General features: G+C 66.7%; 17 protein-coding genes. 11 read left to right on the plus strand and 6 right to left on the minus strand.

Annotated features, from left to right (window positions below):
- Window positions 1-52 precede the first annotated feature (52 nt).
- From L0U84_RS08200 to L0U84_RS08220, 5 genes are all read left to right on the plus strand, one after another.
- Window positions 53-256 (plus strand): cold-shock protein, encoded by a 204-nt coding sequence (locus L0U84_RS08200; protein WP_007181784.1) that lies wholly within the window; start codon window positions 53-55, stop codon window positions 254-256.
- 36 nt (window positions 257-292) lie between these two features.
- Window positions 293-703, plus strand: coding sequence for a hypothetical protein (locus L0U84_RS08205; protein ID WP_233849161.1), 411 nt, complete (start codon window positions 293-295; stop codon window positions 701-703).
- Between the two features lie 411 nt (window positions 704-1,114).
- Window positions 1,115-2,536: a hopanoid biosynthesis associated radical SAM protein HpnJ gene (gene hpnJ / locus L0U84_RS08210; protein WP_233849163.1), complete on the plus strand. Its 1,422-nt coding sequence runs from the start codon at window positions 1,115-1,117 to the stop codon at window positions 2,534-2,536.
- On the plus strand, window positions 2,533-3,693 hold the full coding sequence (gene hpnI, locus L0U84_RS08215) for a bacteriohopanetetrol glucosamine biosynthesis glycosyltransferase HpnI (RefSeq protein WP_233849165.1): 1,161 nt from the start codon (window positions 2,533-2,535) through the stop codon (window positions 3,691-3,693). The genes hpnJ and hpnI (L0U84_RS08215) overlap by 4 nt, the downstream gene beginning before the upstream one ends.
- 181 nt (window positions 3,694-3,874) lie before the next feature.
- Window positions 3,875-4,936 (plus strand): lysylphosphatidylglycerol synthase domain-containing protein, encoded by a 1,062-nt coding sequence (locus L0U84_RS08220; protein WP_233849166.1) that lies wholly within the window; start codon window positions 3,875-3,877, stop codon window positions 4,934-4,936.
- A 135-nt stretch (window positions 4,937-5,071) separates the two neighbouring features.
- Here the strand turns inward: L0U84_RS08220 and L0U84_RS08225 are convergent, their stop codons facing one another.
- Both L0U84_RS08225 and L0U84_RS08230 read right to left on the minus strand, forming a co-directional pair.
- Window positions 5,072-6,475, minus strand: a complete 1,404-nt coding sequence (locus L0U84_RS08225; RefSeq protein WP_233849167.1) for an ATP-binding protein — start codon at window positions 6,473-6,475, stop codon at window positions 5,072-5,074.
- On the minus strand, window positions 6,472-7,131 hold the full coding sequence (locus L0U84_RS08230) for a response regulator (RefSeq protein WP_233849168.1): 660 nt from the start codon (window positions 7,129-7,131) through the stop codon (window positions 6,472-6,474). The genes L0U84_RS08225 and L0U84_RS08230 overlap by 4 nt, the downstream gene beginning before the upstream one ends.
- Window positions 7,132-7,515: 384 nt before the next feature.
- On the opposite strand from L0U84_RS08230, the gene L0U84_RS08235 reads away from it, so the two are divergent.
- Genes L0U84_RS08235 through hpnK form a run of 3 tightly spaced genes read left to right on the plus strand, consistent with a single transcriptional unit; the run spans window position 7,516 to window position 9,981 of the window.
- Window positions 7,516-7,866, plus strand: a complete 351-nt coding sequence (locus tag L0U84_RS08235; RefSeq protein WP_233849169.1) for a hypothetical protein — start codon at window positions 7,516-7,518, stop codon at window positions 7,864-7,866.
- Between the two features lie 19 nt (window positions 7,867-7,885).
- Complete coding sequence (hpnI, locus tag L0U84_RS08240) at window positions 7,886-9,151, plus strand: bacteriohopanetetrol glucosamine biosynthesis glycosyltransferase HpnI (protein WP_233849170.1); 1,266 nt, start codon at window positions 7,886-7,888, stop codon at window positions 9,149-9,151.
- Window positions 9,152-9,162: 11 nt separating this feature from the next.
- Entirely contained in the window at window positions 9,163-9,981 is an 819-nt protein-coding gene (hpnK, locus tag L0U84_RS08245; RefSeq protein ID WP_233849171.1) for a hopanoid biosynthesis-associated protein HpnK, read from the plus strand.
- Window positions 9,982-10,019: 38 nt separating this feature from the next.
- Here hpnK and L0U84_RS08250 read toward each other — a convergent pair whose 3' ends face one another.
- From L0U84_RS08250 to L0U84_RS08260, 3 genes are read right to left on the minus strand one after another with little or no spacing between them, the layout of a single operon-like run.
- Window positions 10,020-13,079, minus strand: a complete 3,060-nt coding sequence (locus tag L0U84_RS08250) for an efflux RND transporter permease subunit (RefSeq protein WP_233849172.1) — start codon at window positions 13,077-13,079, stop codon at window positions 10,020-10,022.
- Entirely contained in the window at window positions 13,076-14,206 is a 1,131-nt protein-coding gene (locus tag L0U84_RS08255; RefSeq protein WP_233849173.1) for an efflux RND transporter periplasmic adaptor subunit, read from the minus strand. Before L0U84_RS08255 ends, L0U84_RS08250 begins: the two co-directional genes overlap by 4 nt.
- A complete protein-coding gene (locus L0U84_RS08260) occupies window positions 14,196-15,608 on the minus strand; it encodes a TolC family protein (RefSeq protein ID WP_233849174.1) in 1,413 nt (470 codons plus the stop codon). Before L0U84_RS08260 ends, L0U84_RS08255 begins: the two co-directional genes overlap by 11 nt.
- A gap of 219 nt (window positions 15,609-15,827) precedes the next feature.
- Between L0U84_RS08260 and L0U84_RS08265 the strand changes: the two genes are divergently transcribed.
- The 3 genes from L0U84_RS08265 to L0U84_RS08275 all read left to right on the plus strand — a co-directional run bounded on the left by L0U84_RS08265 (window position 15,828) and on the right by L0U84_RS08275 (window position 18,857).
- Window positions 15,828-16,490 (plus strand): response regulator, encoded by a 663-nt coding sequence (locus tag L0U84_RS08265; protein ID WP_018417800.1) that lies wholly within the window; start codon window positions 15,828-15,830, stop codon window positions 16,488-16,490.
- Entirely contained in the window at window positions 16,487-17,851 is a 1,365-nt protein-coding gene (locus L0U84_RS08270; RefSeq protein WP_233849175.1) for a sensor histidine kinase, read from the plus strand. The genes L0U84_RS08265 and L0U84_RS08270 overlap by 4 nt, the downstream gene beginning before the upstream one ends.
- A gap of 91 nt (window positions 17,852-17,942) precedes the next feature.
- Window positions 17,943-18,857 (plus strand): ProQ/FinO family protein, encoded by a 915-nt coding sequence (locus L0U84_RS08275; RefSeq protein WP_233849176.1) that lies wholly within the window; start codon window positions 17,943-17,945, stop codon window positions 18,855-18,857.
- Between the two features lie 29 nt (window positions 18,858-18,886).
- On the opposite strand, the gene L0U84_RS08280 is transcribed toward L0U84_RS08275, so the two are convergent.
- Window positions 18,887-20,236: a TAXI family TRAP transporter solute-binding subunit gene (locus tag L0U84_RS08280; protein WP_233849177.1), complete on the minus strand. Its 1,350-nt coding sequence runs from the start codon at window positions 20,234-20,236 to the stop codon at window positions 18,887-18,889.
- Between the last annotated feature and the right edge of the window lie 188 nt (window positions 20,237-20,424).

Below are 20,424 nucleotides of genomic sequence, written 5' to 3' on the forward strand. Positions count from 1 at the left end.
CGCAGCGCTTCATCCATCAACGGCTGCTACAGCGAATCACGAGGACATCGACATGCCAACCGGAACAGTGAAATGGTTCAACGACGCGAAGGGCTTCGGCTTCATCACCCCCGATGACGGCGGCGAAGATCTGTTCGCCCATTTTTCGGAGATTCGATCCGAAGGTTTCAAGTCGTTGCAGGAAAACCAGAAAGTCAGCTTCGAAATCAAGCAGGGGCCGAAAGGCAAACAGGCGGCCGACATCAAGCCCGTGTGACGCCTGCAGGGCGGCTCATCCGCATGCGAGGTATCTATGGATAAGGACGCCGCCTATGCGGAGATCGAGCGCAATGGCGGCGCCGCCTATGCGAAAAATTTCGCCGCGCGCTATCCCGACGAACCGCTGACGCCGTTCTGTCATCGCTATCTGTTCGAACAGACTCAGCGCGATGAAGCGGAGCACGAGGCGGCCGCGGCCACGCGCGACGACGAGCGCGGTTTCGCGCTGAGGTCGCTCGCGCGCATGGAGGCGTCCTCGCATATCGCGCAGGCGGCGGCGAGCGCGTCGCGCGACGCGGCTACGGCCGCCCACATCTCGTCGCGCGCGGCGCGCCGCTCGGCCTTCTGGACCATGATCGCCGCGCTCGCGTCTGCGCTCGGAGTAGTGGTAAACGCGGCCCTCAATCTCGGCTGGCTCGAATGGGCGAGACATATCGCGCAATAAGCGCGCGCAATAAGCGGCGCGAAAGGCTGAGCGTGTGTGAAACGCGCGTGAAAGGTGGCGTGAGAAGAAGGTGTCCGCGGGGCTTCCGCGGAGCGCGCCGGCACGTCGCGCGAGAACCTGTCTATTTACCACACCGATACGACATCAATGCGACACGACTATACGACTGGGTCGATCGCAATAAATCGTTCCATAAGAGCATGCCGTTCGCGGCCTGAACGCAGTATTATTCTTCAGGTTTCCTTCAGCTTTGCTCCGTACTATTTGCGCCACTGCCCGTGGCCTTTCCGGACCGCGGCCGCCGCTACGTGCATGTCGAGCGCAGGCTTTCTCGATCTGCATTCGGGCAATGGAACAGATAGATTCCCGACTGAAAACCGAAAGCGCCTATAAAGGCTTGCTGGAGCATCCATGAAAACCCTGTTCTTGCAGGCGCCGTCGTACGACGGCTTCGATGGTGGCGCGGGTTCGCGCTATCAGGCCAAGCGTGAAGTTCGCTCGTTCTGGTATCCGACGTGGCTCGCACAACCCGCCTCACTCGTTCCCGATAGCCGCGTGCTCGACGCCACGGCAGACGGGCTGTCCGTCGAAGCCGCGCTCGACATCGCCACGCAATACGAGCTGGTGGTGATTCACACCAGCACGCCATCCTTCCCGACCGACGCGCTGTTCGCCCAGGACCTCAAGAAGCGCAAGCCGTCGCTGCTGATCGGCATGGTCGGCGCGAAGGTCGCGGTCGATCCGCACAATTCTCTGACCGCGACCGAGGCGATCGACTTCGTCTGTCGCGAGGAATTCGATTACACCTGCAAGGAAATCGCCGAAGGCAAGCCGTTCGCGCAGATCCTGGGCTTGAGCTATCGCGCGCCCGACGGCTCGATCGAGCACAACGAAGCGCGCCCGATCCTCGAGAACATGGACGAACTGCCATTCGTCGCACCGATCTACAAGCGCGATCTGACGATCAAGAACTACTTCAACGGCTACCTGAAGCATCCGTACGTCTCGCTGTACACCGGCCGCGGCTGCCGCTCGAAGTGCACGTTCTGCCTGTGGCCGCAAACGGTCGGCGGCCATCGCTATCGGGTGCGTTCGGTCGAGAACGTGCTCGAGGAAGTCAAGTGGATCCGCGACAACATGCCTGAAGTCAAGGAGATCATGTTCGACGACGACACGTTCACCGACTTCAAGCCGCGCGCCGAAGAAATCGCGCGAGGCATGGGCAAGCTGGGCGTCACGTGGTCGTGCAACGCGAAGGCCAACGTGCCTTACTCGACGCTGAAGATCATGAAGGACAACGGCCTGCGCCTGCTGCTGGTCGGCTACGAATCCGGCGACGACCAGATCCTGCTGAACGTCAAGAAGGGCCTGCGCACGGACATCGCGCGGCGCTTCGCGCAGGACTGCCGCACGCTCGGCATCAAGGTGCATGGCACCTTCATTCTTGGCCTGCCGGGCGAGACGCCGGAAACGATCCAGAAGACCATCGAGTACGCGAAGGAAATCAATCCGCTCACCATCCAGGTGTCGCTCGCCGCGCCGTACCCGGGCACCACGCTCTATAACCAGGCGGTCGAAAACGGCTGGCTCGCGGAGAACAAGGTGATCAATCTCGTCAGCAAGGAAGGCGTGCAGCTGGCGGCGATCGGCTATCCGCATCTGTCGCGTGACGAGATGTACCACCAGCTCGAAAACTTCTATAAGCGCTTCTATTTCCGGCCGTCGAAGATCTGGGAGATTCTGCGCGAAATGCTGACGAGCTGGGACATGATGAAACGGCGCCTGCGCGAAGGCGTCGAATTTTTCCGCTTCCTGCGCGCGCACGAGGCGTGAGCGCCGCGCACCTCGTCGCCGTCACGCTCGCTTATGCGTGCGCGGCGGCGGCCGTTGTCGGCATCGGCTACACCGTGCTCGCGAGCGCGCTGATCGGGCGCTTCTTCGCGGGGGCGGTGGCCGAACCCTCCAGCTTTCCCTCCATTACGGTTATCAAGCCGTTGCATGGCAACGAGTGGGCGTTGCTCGACAATCTGTCGAGCTTCTGCGCACAAGACTATCCAGGGCCCGTGCAATTCGTGTTCGGCGTGCACGACTCCGCCGACCCCGCGCTGCGAACCGTCGACGAGCTGCGGCGTCTGCATCCGCAGGCGGACATCACCGTGGTCGCCGATGCGCGTCTGTACGGCCCGAACCGCAAGATCAGCAACATCCTCAACATGCTGCCGCAGGCGCGCCACGACGTGCTCGTGTTCGCCGACAGCGACGTATGGGTCGGTCCCGACTATCTGCGCAACGTGATCGGCGAGTTGGAGAAGCCGGGTGTCGGGCTCGTCACCTGCGCGTATCGCGGGCAGCCCGATCCGGGCTTCTGGCCGCGGCTGTCGGCGATCGCGACCAACTACCAGTTCCTGCCGGGCGTCGTCACCGGTCTCGCGCTCGGGCTCGCGCGGCCGTGCTTCGGCCAGACCATCGCGATGCGGCGCGACACCTATGAGCGGATCGGCGGCTTCAAGCCGTTCGTGCAGCATCTGGCCGAGGATTACGAGATCGGCGCGGCGGTGCGCGCGGTGGGCGAGCAGGTCGCGATTCCGCCGTTCGCGATCGCGCATGCGTGTGTCGAAGCGAGCGCGGCGCAACTCGTGACGCACGAGCTGCGCTGGAGCCGCACGATTCGCCGCATCGATCCGCTCGGACACTTCGGCACGGCGCTCGTGCATCCGTTGCCGTTCGCGCTGCTCGCGCTCGCTTGCTCGGGCGGCGCGCCGTGGGCGTGGGGGCTCGCGGCAGCGGCGCTGCTCGCGCGTCTCGGGTTGAAGTGGCGCGCGGATCGCGCGCTGCGCCAGCGCTGCCGCGATCTGTGGCTGCTGCCGTTATGGGATATCGTATCGTTTGCGATTTTCGTCGCGAGCTTCCGCTCGTCGCGGGTGATCTGGCGGGGCTTCAGCTTCAAGGTCGACGGCGATGGGCTGCTGTCGGCGGCGCAGGACGAATGACGAACGAACGGCGGATTGGGCAGGCAATGATCGAAGAAGTATTGAGCGGGCGTAATGGGAGCGCCCTGGAGACGCACGGCGGCACCCCGGTGGCCCGGGCGGCGGTGCGCACGGCGACGCATGCCGTGGCACGCCGAGTGCGGCGCATCACGAATACCAGGGTCGTATGCGAGGTGCCCGCATGATGAAGCATCTGGGCCGCGCGGCTGCGCTCGCCGGCTTGCTCATCTCGTTGTGGCTCGTGTGGCGCGAGGATCCGCGCGCGGTGCTGAGCGCCTTGCGCGTGGCCGGCGGGGGCCTCGTGCTGGCCGCGTTCGCGCACGTGCTGCCCATGATCGCCAACGCCTGCGACTGGCGCTCGCTGATTCGCGGCGCGAACCGCCCCAGCTTCGGCAGGATGATGCATCTGGTGTGGGTGCGCGAATCGGTCAACTGCATGCTGCCGGTCGCGCGGATCGGCGGTGAACTCGTGTCGTTCCGCATGTTCAAGCGCTGGGGCGTCAGGTCGTCGACGGCGGTGGCCAGCACCATCGTCGACATGCAGCTGACCGTGATCAGCCAACTGATGTTCACGATGGTTGGCATTGGTTTTCTGTTCGCCAATGCGCAATCGGGCGCGCTGCGCCTCGCCGGGCAGCTCGCGTGGGGCGTGGTCGCCTTGACGCCGGTGCTGCTGCTGTTCGGGCTCATGCAACATGCGAATCCATTCGAGCGCATCACGCGCGTGGCGAACCGTGTGACGAGCGGCAAGCTCACCGCACTGGTCGGCCAGTCCGCGCAGATCGATCAGTCGATCAAGGTGATCTGGCGCCGCCGCGCGGTCGTGCTGCGCTATCTGTTCTTCTGGCAGCCGCTGCAATGCGTGCTGACCTCGCTCGAAATCTGGCTAGCACTGTATTTCCTCGGCGCGCGCGTGACGCTCGTCGAGGCGGTCGTGATCGAATCGCTGATCCAGGCGGTCAGCAGCGCCGCGTTCTTCGTGCCGGGCGGTCTTGGCGTGCAGGAGGGCGCCTTCGTGCTGATCGGCGGCGCGCTGGGGCTCGACCCCGCCACCTGTCTCGCGCTCGCGGCCGCGCGGCGCATTCGCGATCTGCTGATGTTCGTGCCGGGCCTGATCGCGTGGCAGCTTTTCGAGGCGTCCGGCAGCGCGCGGCCCCATGCCACGCCGCACGGCGTGCGCGCCGGACTGGCCGAGCAGCGTTCGGGCGTAGCTCACGCGAACCGGCGCGGCGAGCGGCGCTGAGCGTTCGGGGCAGGTGGTTTCCCACTCGCCGCTTCCCGCTCGCCGCTTCCCGCTCGCTCTTTCCACGGAAGAATTCCCAAAGCGCGACGCGTCTTCGACGCGCTCGCCGCACGCCTTTAGCGTCTCCACGCGCCTTCAGCGCGTCGCACGATAAGCCGGAAACGACACCCGCACCGCAAGCCCCTGGTTGCCGATCCCGGCGCCCAGTTGCAGACTCGCGCCGAAATGCTCGGCGATCCGCGCCACGATCGACAAACCCAGCCCGCTGCCGGTCGCCTGATTGCCGGTCGCGCGGAAAAAGCGGCTCGTGAGCCGCGCGAGGTCGTCCGGCGCGACACCGGGGCCGTCGTCGCGCACGGTCAACTGCACACGCTCGTCGTCGTGGCGCACCGCGACTTCGATATTGCCGCCCGTGCGTCCGTACTTGATCGCGTTGTCGAGCAGGTTGTCGAACAGGATGCCGATCAGCACCGGCTCCGCATCGATTTCGGCGAGCATGTCGCCGACCAGCATCACGTTGATGTGCTTCTGCTGCGCATTGCGCCGGTTCGCGAGCAGCGCATCTTTCGCGATCGCCGCCGGCCTCAGCGGCTCGGTGGGCAGCTTCTCCTGCACGTCGAGCCGCGCGAGCAGCAGCAACTGCTCGGCGAGCCGCGCGCTGCGATCGACGCCTTGCACCACGCGCTCCATCGCGAGCCGCTGCAGCGCGACGTCGGGTTCGGCGAGCGCGACCTGCGCCTGTACCTTGATCGCGGCGAGCGGCGTCTTCAGTTCGTGCGCGGCATCGGCGGTGAAGGCGCGCTCGAGTTCGAGCGCATGGTGCAGCCGCGCGAGCACCTGGTTGATCGCATCGACGAGGGGGCGCACCTCGAGCGGCGCGCGGCCGATGTCGACCGGCTCCAGGCGGTTGATGTCGCGCGAGCGGATTGCGGCCGACAGCACCTTCAGCGGCGCGAGACTCCAGCCGATGCTGAACCACACGAGCAGCGCGAGCACCGGCAGCGCGATTAGCGTGGGCCGCGCGATGCGGCTCGCGACACCGCTCACCAGGTCGCTGCGGGTGTTGGCCGGCTCGAACACGCGCACGCTGTGACCGAGCGGGGTTTCGCGCAACGTGAACGAGTGATAGAGCTGGCCGCCGAGCGTGACGTCCTGCGTGCCGCTCGCGGGCGGCAGCGGCAAATCCCACACGCCCAGCGCGTGCAGTTGCGGGCTGCCCGCCAGGATGACGCCGTTGGCCGCGCGTACCTGGAAGAGGGCGTCGCGCGGCAGCGCGTCGTCGTCGTCGAGGTCGCTCGCGCCGGGCTCGCCGCCTTTCTCTTCTTCGCGCACGTCGATGCGCGCATTGGCGAGCGTCATCAGATTGGTCGAATCGAGCAGCGCGAGCATCTGCGCGAGCTCGGCGAGACGCGCGATTTCCCATTCGGCGACTTCGTGGGTCGCCTGCCGGTAGCTCGACATGAGCGCGCTGCCCCATACGATCACGATGCTCGCGAGCACGAGCAGCACGAGGCGCCGCCGAATCGACGGGCCGATCATTCTTTCTCCATCACATAGCCGATGTTGCGAACGGTCTTGATCAGGCTTGGGCCGAGCTTCTTGCGCAGGTTCGACACGTGCACCTCGATCGCATTGCTTTCGATTTCTTCCTGCCAGCCGTAGAGGCTTTCTTCGAGCCGCGAGCGCGACTGGGGAATGCCGAGATTCGTCAACAGTTGCATCAGAATCGCCCATTCGCGCGAGGTAAGCGGCACCCGCGCGTCGTCGATATGCACCGTTTGCGCGGCCGGATTCACTGTCAGATTCTGGTAACGAATCAGATTGATACTGCGACCTTGTGCGCGCCGCAACAGCGCGCGGCACCGCGCGACCAGCTCGGTGAGATCGAACGGCTTGCCGAGATAATCGTCGGCGCCGGCTTCGAGACCACCGACCCGATCGACGACGGTGCCTTTCGCGGTCAACACCAGCACCGGCACGTCATTGCCGGCGTCGCGCACGCGTTTTAGCAGCTCCGTGCCGCTCACGCGCGGCAGGCCGAGGTCGAGTACCACCAATGCATATTGAGTCGTGTCGAGCGCAAGGCTGGCCTTGTGGCCGTCGCGTGCCCAGTCGACCGTGAAGCCGGCCTGACGCAGGCCCGCTTCGACACCGCAGCCGATGAGCTCGTCGTCTTCTACGAGGAGTAAGCGCATGAGGCATTTCTTCCATTGTGGGGTTTTATTGCATAACGTCCTGCAGTTTTATGCAAGCGACATTGATGCAAATCTACGAACAATCTGCCGCGTTCCGAAGTGTAACCACGCCGTTCGTTAGCCGCTTTATGCCATGCGTCTGCTTAAGGTTTCCTTCAGCTTGAATCGATACCATCGACGCGCTATAAAATGGTCGTCGCAGATCGTGATGCGTGTGCGAGTCCATGTTGCCGTCAGACCTTCGCAACCTGATCGTAAGGACTTCGATGGACTGACGCGCGAGGCATTCTTTATGCTGGTCGATGGCGTCAATGGACGGTATCGACGAGTCCCGCCCATTTCCCAGCATCCGGTCAGGCCGCAAGGCCGCGCACGAGTCAGGTTATGAAGCGAGTCACCATCGACATGCTACGAGCCCATTTGCTGGTCGCGTCTCTGACGGCGGCAGGCACTGAAGCGCTGCTGTGCACCGCGCTGCCGGTACTGCCGGTCTCTGACGCATTTTTCACCGCAGTATCGTTCAGGCTATTCGCGCTCGCGCTGATTATCGGCGGTTTGGTGATCGCGCGCGAATTTGCCGGGGTTGCGGTCGAGGGTGCGGTGCGGCGAGACTACGCGATTCGCGCTGCTGGCGGCGCATGGCCTGCCGTGATCGCGGCGAACTGTCCGCGCCGGTGGCTCGTCGTGCTCCATCTGCGCCTCACGGGCCAACCGTTCGTGCTGGCCGGGCACTGACGGACACGGACGGCACACAATGGCGGCGCACGCGTTGATTGCATTCCAGTGGCTCCTGTTAGCCGGTTGCATTAGCGCTTCGATCTACACGGTAGCCGCCGCGCTCGCCATGCCGTTTTTCACGGCGCGGCATAAATCGAACCATCACGGCGGCAGGGCCGTCAATCGCGCGCTCGGCCGTTCGCTGCTGGATTCGCTCAATCTCCCAGCCGAGCCGTTCGCGCAGGTCGGTGTCAGCGTGCTCAAACCGCTGTGCGGGGCCGAGCCGCGCCTCTACGAAAATCTGCGAACCTTCTGCGAGCAGCGGCATCAGCATTTTCAGCTGGTGCTGGGCGTGTCGTCGCCGCACGATCCCGCCATCGCGGTGGTGCGCCGTTTGCAGGCCGCCTATCCAAAGTGCGACATCGAGCTCGCCATCGACACGCGCGTGCACGGCAGCAATCTGAAAGTCAGCAACCTGATCAACATGGCCACGCGCGCGCGCCACGACGTGATCGTGATCGCCGACAGCGACATCGCGGTCGACTCCGACTATCTCGACAGCGTCGCCGCGCCGCTCGCGGACCCGCACGTCGGCGTGGTCACGTGCCTGTACGTCGCGCGCGGCGTCGGCGGCTTCTGGCCGCGCGTCGGTGCGCTGTTCATCAACGAGTGGTTCGCGCCCTCGGTGCGGGTCGCCCATGCAATGGGCTCGCGGCGCTTCGGTTTCGGCGCGACGCTCGCGTTGCGGCGCGCGACGCTCGAGCGCATCGGCGGCTTCGAAGCGCTGAAAAACTGCCTCGCCGACGACTACTGGCTCGCCGAGCACGTGCGCGCGCTCGGTCTGCAAACGGTGCTGTCGCGCGTGATGGTCGCCACCGACGTGATCGAGCCGACCTTCGCGGCACTGTGGCAGCGCGAAACGCGCTGGCTGCGCACGATCCGCTCGGTCAATCCGCCGGGTTTCGTGTCGCTGCTGATCACGTTCCCCACACCGTGGCTGTTGACGAGCGCGTGGCTGACCGTGTCGCTCGCGACGTGTGCTCATGCGCCGGTCGCGGCGGTGGTCGCGAGCGCGTCGGCCACCGCGCTCTGTATCGGCGCACGCCTGCTGCTGCATCTGCGCGCGGCGCGCCGCGCGCGCACGTTCTGGCGCGATCTGCCGCTCGTGCCGTTGCGCGATACGTTGCTCGCGCTTCAGTGGCTCGTCAGCGCGTTCGGTTCGCACGTCGTGTGGCGCGGCGAGCGGATGCAGCTCGGCACGCCGCCCGCCGAGCGCGGCGGTCGGCTGGACAGCCTCACGTGATGGAGAGCGCGATGGCGGCCCAGCCGCGCGGACTGATCATCACGGCCGACGATTTCGGCCTGCATCAGCGCGTCAATTTCGCGGTAGAGCGCGCGCATCGCAACGGGGTGCTGCGCGCCGCGAGCCTGATGGTCGGCGCGCCGGCCGCCAAAGACGCGGTCGCGCGCGCGCGCACGCTGCCGGATCTGCGCGTGGGCCTGCATCTGGTGCTGGCCGACGGCGCCGCGCTGGCGCCCCGCGAGCAGGTGGCCGCGCTGCTCGACGAGAATGGCCGCTTCGGCAGCAACATGGTGTGCGACGGCGTGCGTTTCTTCTTTCTGCCGCACGTGCGCCGTCAGCTTGCGCTCGAAATTCGCACGCAGTTCGAAGCCTTCGCCGCGACCGGCCTCACGCTCGACCACGTGAACACGCACAAGCATTTTCATCTGCATCCGACCGTGCTCGGCCTGATCCTCGACATCGGCCGCGACTACGGCATGAAGGCGATGCGTCTGCCGTTCGAAGCGAATGCGCCGCTGTGGCTGCGGCCGTGGATCTCGCACGTAAAGACGCGGCTCGGGCGCGCGGGGATCGCGCACAACGACTACGTGGTCGGCATCGCGGCGAGCGGGCGCATGGACGAGGCGACCTGGCTCGCCGCGCTCGCCAATCTGCCGCACGGCGTCGGCGAAATCTACTGTCATCCGGCGCTGGCCGGCGACACGCTGAGCGACGGTATGCACGATTACCGGCATGCCGACGAGCTGCAGGCGCTGCTGTCGCCAAGAGTGGCCGCCGCGATCCGCGCGCTCGACGCGCGGATCGGTGGGTTCGCCGATGTGCTGGCGTAGCGCGATGCTTCGCGAAACGCGCAAGGCTTAGGCCGCGCTCACACCGGCCGTTTTTTCATCAACAGCTTCAGCAACGCCGGCAGCAGCAACAGCACGAGCGGCAACTGCACGATCAGCCCCGAAATGATCGCGATCGCGAGCGGTTGCTGCATCGCCGAGCCTTGCCCCAGCGCGAACGCGAGCGGCAACAGCGCGAGGATCGCGGCGATCGTCGTCATCGCGATCGGCCGCAGACGGTTGCGGCCCGCGGCCTGCAACGCGTCGTCGAAGGGCATCTCGTCATCGCGCACCAACGCCTGCAATTCCGACACATAGAAGATCGCGACTTCCGTCACGATGCCGATGATCATCGTCATACCCATCATCGCGGAGATGTTCAGCTCGATGCCGGTGATCCACAGGCCGATGAACACCGCGCCGGCCGCGAGCAGCGGCATTGCCAGCACCGCGAGCGCGACGCGCAGGCGTTCGTACAGGAACAGCAGCAGGCCGAAGACGAGCGCGATCGCCGCGCCGAATACGGTCAACAGGCCCTTGAACGCGATCTGCTGCTGCTGGTACAGACCGCCGAGCTCGTAATAGACGCCCGAGGGCAGCAGGTTCGCGTCGCCGAGTGCCTTCTGCACGTCGGCGATCGTCGAGCCGAGATCTCGGCCGTCGATACGCGCGGTGACCGCGACCATGCGCTTCAGATTCGAACGGCTGATCTCGGGCTGACCGGTGACGCTCACACGATCGGCAACGCGCTTCAGTGCGAACAGGTGGCCGTCCGGCGCGCGAATCTGTAACTGACCGAGTTGCGTATCGGTCATCTGGCGCGCGCCGTTCACGCGCACGCGCACACCGACCGTTTTCGGGCCGCTCTGGAACTGCGTCGCGACATTGCCTTCGAGCATGTCGGTGACGGCCTGCGCGATCGCTTGCGGGTCCATGCCTTCGGCCGCGGCAGCGGCGGGCAGGATGTGCAGCTCGATGGCGTCGCCGGCGGGGTTGATGCCGTCGTTGACGTCGACGATGCCCTGAATCTGGCCGATGCGCGCGGCGACCTTGCGCGCGGTCGTCTCGAGCGTGTGCGGATCGTCGGAGAAGATCTTGATCTGCACCGGCTGCGGCACCGCGGTCAGATCGCCGATCAGGTCTTCCATCAGCTGCGCGAGCTCGATGCTGACGCCCGGCACCTGGGTTTCGACCTGCGAGCGGATTTCCTCCATCACGGTGTCGATCGGTTCGCGCTTGCCGGACTTCAGCCGCACGAAGAAGTCTCCCTTGTTCGGTTCGTTCAGATCGCCGCCGAGGCCCGCGCCGGTGCGGCGCGAATAGGTCGCGACGTTCGGATTCGCGCGCACGATCTGCTCGATCTGCTTCATCAGCCGGTCCGTTTCGGTGATCGAGGTGCCCGGCTGCGTGTGATAGTCGAGCACGAAGCCGCCTTCGTCCATGCTCGGCATGAAGCCGCTGCCGACGCGCGTGAACGCGAACGCCGCGACGACGATCAACGGCACGACACCCAGCAGCACGAGCGGCGGCCTTGCGATCACGCGCCCGACCGTCTGCGCATAGCGCTTGTTCAGCCACGCGGCGAAACGCGTCTCCTCGTGCTCCTCGGCGTCCTCGGGCTTCAGCCAGTGGTCGCACAGGATCGGCACCGCGAGCCACGTGACGAGGAACGAAATGAACAGCGCGCTCGCCATCGTCAGCGACAGCGCCTTGAAAAACGCCCCGGTCACGCCCGACAGAAACGCGAGCGGCACGAAGATGATCAGCGTCGCCGCCGACGAACCGGCGAGCGGCCGCGTGAATTCGAGCGCCGCGGCCATCACGCGGCCGTGGAACGCACGCGCGCCGGCTTCGCGCATGCGCCGCACGATGTGTTCGATCATCACGATCGCGTCGTCGATGACGAGGCCGACCGCGGCCGCCATACCGCCCAGCGTCATGATGTTGAAGCCCATGCCGAACACGTCGAGCAGCAGGATCGTCGCGGCCATCACGACCGGCACCAGCGCGACCGCGATCGCGGTGATCTTCCAGTTGCGCAGGAAGAAGAACAGCGTCATTGCCGCGAGCACGACGCCGATCATGATCGCGTCGCGCACGCTGGTGGCCGACGCGATCACGAGTTCGCTCTGGTCGTACCAGTTCGACAGATGCACGCCCGCTGGCATCTGCGGCTCGAATGCGGCGATTTTCGCGCGGATCGCGCGCGCCATCGCGACGCTGTTCGCGCCGGGCTGCTGGTACACGTTCAGCAGCACGGCATCCTGACCGTCGGCGGTGACGCGCATCCATTGCGGCACCACGCCCCGGTTCACCGTCGCGACGTCGCCCAGACGGATCTGCGCGCCGTTCGCATTGCCGTTGGCGGACACGACGACGTTGCGCAGTTCGTCGAGCTGCGTGATCGTCGAGTTGGTGACCACCAGGTAGAGCTTGTCGTGGTCCTCGATGCGGCCGTTCGCCATCAGCACATTGCTCGCGCCGATCGCCTTCGATACGTCGGCGAGCGACAGCTTGTACGCGGCGAGGCGGGCGGGATCGACCGCCACTTCGAACTCGTCCTGCGCGCCGCCGGTCACCTCGACGCGCGCGACCCCTTCCACCGACGACAGCAGCGGCCGCATCTGGAACTGCGCGAGATCGCGCAACGCGGCGAGCGGCTGTTGCTTCGACGTGAGGCTGTACGCGAGCACCGGAAACACGGTCGGGTCCATGCGCCGCACCTGCATCGTCGTGCCGGGCGGCAGCGTCGCGAGAATTTCGCTGATCGCCGATTGCGCCTGCAACGTCGCCTGCGCCATGTCGGTGCCCCAGTCGAAGTTCAGCGAGATCTCCGCGGCGCCGCGACTGGTCGTCGAGTCGACGTCGCGCACGTTCGGTACGCGGCGCAGCGCTTCCTCAACCGGCATCGTGACGAGCGTCGTCATCTGCTCGGCGGGGCGGTCGCCCGCGTCGAGCGACACGACCGCGCGCGGAAACGCTACGTTCGGAAACAGCGAGATCGGCAGACGGAACGCGCTCAGCGCGCCGGCAATCGCGAGCAACGCGATGACGAACAGCAGCGAGCGGCGATGCGTCTGCATCCATTGACCGAAGTTCATCGCGCGCCATCCCCGCCGGCGCGTACCGCCATGCCGTCTTTCAGCTCATAGTTGCCGCTCGTCACGACGCCGAGCATCGGGTCGAGCGCACCGTCGACGCCGTAGCGATCACCGTTTTCGACCGCGATGCTCACCGCGACGCGGTGTGCCTTGTTTTGCGGCGTGATCTGGAACACGTAGGCTTGCTGGCCATCCCGCAGCACGGCCGCGCGCGGCACGATCCAGTGCATGCCGGTGCGGGTGGCGACGTCGCCGGAAACGCGCGTGCCGGGGATGAACGGCGTTTGCGCAAGCGGTACCGTCGCGCCGATGTTGACCAGTTGCGATTGCGGATCGATCGCGGCACCGACGAGCACCACGCGGCCTTCGACCGACGTCTGCGCGAGCGCCGTGGACAGGCCGTGCAGCGTGACGACGTCGCCGGGATGGATCGAGGCGGCGTCGGTGGGCTCGACGCCGAGCGTTACGTTTGCGCGCGCGTCGCGGCCGCTGCCGCTGCCGCTCGCGAGTTGCAGAATCGCCGCACCGGCCTGCACCTGGTCGCCTTGCGCCGCGGACAGCTGCAGCACCACGCCGTCGAACGGCGCGGTCACGACCTTGCTGCCGCTCGCGGCGCCGGTCTGATTCTGCGCGGCGAGCGCGTCGCGCGCATCGTCGACGGCCTTGCTCGCGCTGGCGAGCTGCGATTGCGTCGCGAGACCCTTGTCGTACAGCGACCGGGTACGCGCGAGTTCGCCTTGCGCGAGCGTCAGCGCGCTGCGCGCCTGGGTTGCGGCAAGCACCGCGGCAGGATCGGCCTGCACGACGAAGAGCGGCGTGCCGCGTTTGACGGTCTCGCCCGCCTGCACGCGCATCTGCGCGATCCGCGCGACATAGGGCAGGTTGATCGTCGTCAGGCTCGACGCGCTCGCCGCGACGATTCCGAAGCCGCGGACCGGCTGCGCGATCGCGGCGCGCTGCACGCGCACGGTCTGCACCGCGACCGACGGTTGCGCTTCGCTGGCGGCCTTGTCGTCCGCATGAGCCGGGTGGGCCGCTGCATACAGCAGGACCGCGCAAACGAGCGGCGCGGCAACGGCCGCAATGCGCGGCCACGGCTGCCGCGATGAAAACGGGCTATTTCGCATGAGTGTCGATGAAAGTCTGAGCGGAAGAGAAAGCGTCGGGAATCGCGCTGCCGAGCAGCGCCTGCAAGCCGACGCGTTGTTCGTCGAGCGCTTCGCGCAGCGTCGCGACGTCGATGCGTTTCGCGAGCGCGGCGCTTTGCGCGTCGGTGTAGGCGCCGAGCACGAGGTTGTGCTCGGCGTAGGCCGCCGCGGCGTCGTGCGCGGCGCGCTCGACGCCGGGCAGCGCGGCTTCGGTCTGCTGAAGTTGGCGCGCGAGAATCGCGCTGTCTTCGCGCAGCCGGGCGACGTCCGCATACGCCTGGTTCAGGCGGATCTGGTACTCGTCGCGAAGCCGCTGACGGGTCGCTTTTTCGATCGCGACATTGCCCTGATTGCGGTTGAAGATCGGCAGACTCAGGTTGATCTGAAAACCGCTCGTGTAGATGTTCGACGTGTCGCGTGCCCGCACGAAGCCGACCGACAGACTCGGGAACTGGCTCAGAATCGCCGCGCGGTACTTCTGCTCCTGCGCTTCGTAGCCGGCCTGCAACGCGATCAGGTCGGGGCGGCGGCGGGCGAGCCCGGCGAGCGCTGAGTCGAGCGTGGCGTCGGAGAGCGGCGCGACGTCGTGGTTGCTGTCCGGTTGCAGTTGGACTTGCACGTCCGGCGCGAGGCCCAGCAACGCATTCAGATCGTGATGGGTTTGCGCGGCCGCGCGCTCGGCATCGGTGTACTGCTTGCGCGCGTCGCTGTAGGCGAGCAGCGCGGCGGTGAGCGTATCGTCGGTCAGATTGCCGTCCGCGCGCGCCGCGGCCATGCGCTCGTAGCGCGTGCGCGCGAGATCGCGTTGCTGTTGCAACAGCGGCAGCGTGCGCTGCTGGAACCAGGTTTTGACGAACAGCTGCCGCGCTTGCGCGACGACCTGCCACTCCTGCCAGAGCAGACCGAGATTGGTCTTCGCGAGCGTCGCGTCGGCGGACTGTTTGTTCGCGCTGCGCAGCACGATCGCCATCACGTCGATGCTGAGGCCATAATTGAACGCGCGCGTGGTGCCTGTCGCGCCCGGATAGTCGCTCGATATGCTCACTTGCGGATCGGGCAGCAGACCCGCTGAATAAGCCTGCGCGCCCGCGATGCCAAGATCGTCGCGGGCCAGCTTCAGATCGGGGTTGTTGGCCACCGCGAGCATCGCGACTTCATCGATGTCGAGCCCGTCGGCGGGATCGAAACGATGCGCGGCCAGTTCGGGCAGCGGCATGCTCGCGGGATCGATGCGGATCCGTTCGAGCGAGCGCGCGGAGGTCGAGGTGTCCTGCGGCGCGAGCGGCTCGCGGTGATAGATCGCACAGCCGCTCATCAGCAGCACGCACAACGGCATCAGCGCGCGCCGACGCAGCGCCGCCACGGGATGGAAAACAGGCAAAATCCGGCTCCTGCGAATCATGGGAAGGGGCGAGCGGCTCGCGAACGAGCCTCGCAAAAGGAACCGATTTTCCGCAGCGCGCGCTTAAGACAGGCTTAACGTCGAATCGCGCGACACGAGCCGCGCGAAATCGGCGCGTCATCACGAGCCCGTAAGGGTTCGTTAAGCTGCCGCGGCCGATAATGCGGCGGCCAAAACCGCACAAGGAGAGGAGAGGCCATGCGCCTGCTACTGGTCGAAGACGACGACATGATCGCGGAATCGGTGTTGGGCGCGATGCGCCGCGCCGGCTACGCGATCGACTGGGCCGAGGACGGCCGCGCGGCGGAGCTGTCGCTCGATAACGGCGTGTACGACCTCGTGCTGCTCGACCTCGGCCTGCCGAAAAAGGACGGCATCGACGTGCTGAACGCGTATCGCCGCAACGGCGGCGCCGCGCCGGTGATCATCCTGACCGCGCGCGACGCGGTCGACGAACGCATCCGCGGTCTCGACGCCGGCGCCGACGACTACCTGATCAAGCCGTTCGATCTCGACGAACTGGCCGCGCGCATTCGCGCGCTGCTGCGCCGGCGCACCGGCCAGAAGCAGCCGGTCTACAGTCACGGCGAACTGACGCTCGACCCGGCCGCGCACGAAGTCACCAAGGACGGCGTGCCGCTGCCGCTGGTGCCGCGCGAATTCGCGTTGCTGCAGGCGCTGATCGAGGAACCGACCCGCGTGTTCACGAAGGCCGAGCTCGAAGAAAAGCTGTACGGCTGGGGCGAGGAAGTCGGCAGCAACACGATCGAAGTGCATGTGCACAGTCTGCGGCGCAAGATCGGCGCGGATCAGGTCGTGACCGTGCGCGGGGTCGGCTACCGGCTGAAGAGGTGCGGATGACGTCGATTCGCCGCTGGCTGCTCGGCTGGCTGATTTTCGGCATGGCGGCGGCGTCGATGGTCGCGGCTTTCGCAATCTTCCATACCGCCCGGCGCGAGGCGAGCGAGCTGTTCGACTACGAACTGCGCACCGTCGCGCTGTCGCTGCCGTCGGCGCTGAGCGGCGCGGGCATCCGCGAGCGTCGTCCCCCCGACCTCGGCGCTCTCGCCGACGACCGCATCGTCATCGAGATCTGGGACACGAGCGGTGCGCCCATCTATCACTCGGCGCAGGCACCGGTGTTCGAGCGTCTGTCGCCTGGCTTCCACACGGTGCCGCGCGGCGAGTATCACTGGCGCATCTTCGGCGTCGCGCAGACGGACCGCTACGTGCAGGTCGCGCAACCGGTCTCGGTGCGCGAAGACCTCGCGTTGCATCTGGCGCTGCATACGCTGTGGCCGCTCGGCGTGTTGCTGCCGGTGACGATCGTGCTGGTGCTGCTGGTGGTCGCGCGCGGGCTCGCGCCGATCGGCGGGCTGTCGCGCGCGCTCGCGACGCGTTCGATCGACTCGCTCGAACCGCTGCGGCTCGACGGCCAGGTGCCGGTCGAAATCCGGCCGCTCGTCGAGGCGTTGAACGATCTGCTGCAGCGCTTGCATACGGCATCGCAGGCGCAGCGCACCTTCATCGCCGACGCCGCGCACGAGTTGCGCTCGCCGCTCGCGGCGCTGAAGTTGCAACTGCAGTCGGCGTCGCGCGACGGATCGCTCAGGGGCGAAGGGCAGACGCTCGAACGCGTCGAGCATCGGGTGAACCGGATCATCCACCTCGTGCAGCAGTTGCTGATGCTCGCGCGCGAAGACGCGCAGCCGGTCACGTCGACGGTGCCGGTCAGCCTGCGCCGCATCGGCGAGCAGGCGGTCAGCGATTGTTCCGTGCTAGCGGAGTTGCGCGAGATCGATCTCGGCCTCGAATGCGAACACGCGCGCACGCCGAACGACACCTATACGGTGCTCGCCGAGCCGCACAGCATCAGCGTGCTGTTAGGGAACCTGATCAATAACGCAATCCGTCATACGCCGCGCGGCGGCCGTGTCGACGTGGTGCTGCGGCGCACGGGCGAGCAGCTTGGCTTCGAGGTCGTCGATAGCGGCTCGGGGATTCCGGAGGCGGAGCTCGAACGCGTGTTCGACCGTTTCTATCGCGGCGAGGAGTCGAAGGGCGAGGGCAGCGGGCTTGGTCTGGCGATCGTCGCGCGGATCGCCGAGCGCCATCAGCTCGGGCTGTCGCTGCGCAACAATGTCGGTGCGCCCGGATTGCGGGTGTCGGTCACGGGGCTGCGCGCGCCCGCTGCCGACGCGCCCGTCACGGCCGCGAATTGACGATCGTCACTCCGGCTTCGGGTTGTCACAAGCATGTGTGCGCACGCTGCTACAATCTCGTCTTTACAGATCGACAGATTGGTTGTGCACTATGGGTTTCGAACAACTCGCTGAACTGAAGAAGCAACTGGCCGCGGCGCGCGCCGCCGCCGAGTCCGCCGGCAAGCCCGATCGCAAATCGGCCGCACGCCCCGCTTCGAAGTCCCCCGGCAAGCCCGCTTCAAATCCCGGGGCACATCCTGGCTCATCCGCCGAGCGTGGTGCCAATCCCGGCACGAAGCAGGGTGGCCGCCCCGGCGCGAAACCGGCGGCGAAGGCCGGCGGTCGGCCGGACGGCAAGCCGGGCACGCGGCCCGGCCGCCCGCAGGCACGCCACGCCGCACCTACGGGCGCCGCGCCCGCGAAGCCGGCGGCGGACGCCAAGCCGGTGGACCCGGTGGTGCGCTCGATCGGTCGTCTGCAAAAGCGTTTCCCTGTCGCTTTCCCGAAGAATCCGGCCCCGAAGCTGCCGCTGAAGATCGGCATTTTCGAAGACCTCGTCGTGCATGCGAAGGAACTGTCGCTGAGCGAAGCCGAACTGCGCGACGCGATCAAGACATGGTGCCGTGGCGGGCGCTACTGGAAGAGCCTCGTCGAAGGCGCGGCGCGCGTCGATCTGGCTGGCGTCGAAGCCGGCAAGGTCACGGCGCAGGAAGCGGCCGGCGCGCAGCGTCTGCTCGCGCATCGCGCGGCGAAGGGTGCGCAGAAGGCCGCCGAAGCGGCGCCGGGCGCGAATGCGCCGACCGATGCCGGTGCACCGGCCGAAGGCGCGTCCGCTGACAGGCCGCAGGCCGAAGCAGCGGCACCGGTAGCCGCGCAACAGCCGGTCCAGCAAGCGGATGCCGCCGCTGCGTCGGCGCAGGCCGAAGCGGCGAATGCCGCCGGGAGCGCGGACACCGACGCGCAAACCAGCGCGCAAGGCGAACCGCAAGCCGCCGCTCCTGCCTCCACTCCCTCCCAGGCCTGAACCCCAGGCACAGCCCGTCGCGGCCTCGCTCACGAGGCCATGACGGGCGGCGCAGCCGTCAGCCGGCTGCGCACGAATCCCACATGCTCGCGCAGCACATAAAACGCATCCGCGTACGCAAGCGGCATGCGCAGGTGGCTCAGCGCCGCCTCGATCTCGTCCAGTTGTCCCAGTAGCTGGATGCGCTCCTGATCGGTTGCGCCGGCGAGCGCGTGCCGCTCGATCGCGATCAGCGAACCGTAATAACGATAGATCCGCGAGCGCACCCGCCAGCTGTACAGCGCCGGAATCACCCGCATGGCAGGCAACAGCAGCACCGCGACCGGCAACAGCAGGACGAGCGTGCGATCGGCGATGCTCGCGATCCAGAACGGCAGCGTCCGGTACAGAAAGCCCTTACCGGTCCGGTAATAGCGCTGCGCGTCCTCGCTGATCGGGTATTCGTGCTCGACCGGCGTCGGGAACTGGCCGGCGCGCTGCAACAGGCCCGCGGCGCCGTGCACTTCCTGCGCCGCCTCGATCAACAGATCCGAAATCGCCGGATGCAGCGTGGTGCGCGCGACGAGTTCGACCGTCGGACTGATCAGGTGGACGGTCTCGGGCGGAACCCGCCGCTTCAGATCGAGCACGCCGGGCGGCAGGTCGATCTGGTCGAGAAACGGAAACACGCGCGTATAGGCGCTCGCTTCGTCGAAATTCATCACCGAGATGCCGGGCACGCGCAAGAGCCGCAGCATCAGGCCGCGCGTGGCCGAGTCGCCGCTCAGGATGGCCGCGTCGACCTCCCCGGCGACCAGCTGGGTGGCGGCCTGCAGGCCGTCGGTAGGCACCAGCGTCGTGGCGCCGCCGGGCTCGATGTCGTTCGCCGCCAGCAGTTGCAGCGCGAGCAGCCGCGTGCCGCTGCCTTCGCGGCCGACCGCGATCCGCTTGCCTTCGAGCTGCGCGAGCTGCGTGAGCTCCGCGCCGCGATAGAACACGATGATCGGCACATAGAACAGGCTGCCGAGCGACATCAGCGACGACGTATCCAGCCCTTGGGCCACTCCCCCTTGCACGAACGCGATATCGACGTGCTGCTTCGGGTCCAGCAGCCGCTGCAGGTTCTGCACGGAACCATCGGATTCGAGCACGTTCAGGCGGATGCCGTTGCGCGCGAGGATCTTGCGGTACTGGTTCGCGGTGATGGCGAACGAGCTGTCGGGTGGGCCGGCGCTGATCGTGATCGTGCGCGGCGGCGCCGGATTCGCGATCCAGACGATCAGCACGATCGCGAACGCGATCAGCAGCGCCGTGATGAAGTAGGGCAGCAGGTGCTCGCGCCATTCGGCGTGCGAGGGTTCGGCGAGAAAGTGCGGAGGACGCGGACGCTGCGCTTTCATGAAGACTCCGTGCCTGAAGCCGGGATCATGCATTGTCGCCTGTGCGGGGCGGCTTTGCCGTTGGCGGTTCGCTCTATCGACCGGGCGCGCGGCGGCTCATGGGCGCCTGCCGTCCGCGGCCGGAGAATCAACACGTACATGGCATAATTTGCCGCAAATCGCGGTCTCACAGTAGTGGACTACAAAAC

This window comes from Paraburkholderia sp. HD33-4 (genome assembly GCF_021390635.1).
GTDB lineage: Bacteria > Pseudomonadota > Gammaproteobacteria > Burkholderiales > Burkholderiaceae > Paraburkholderia.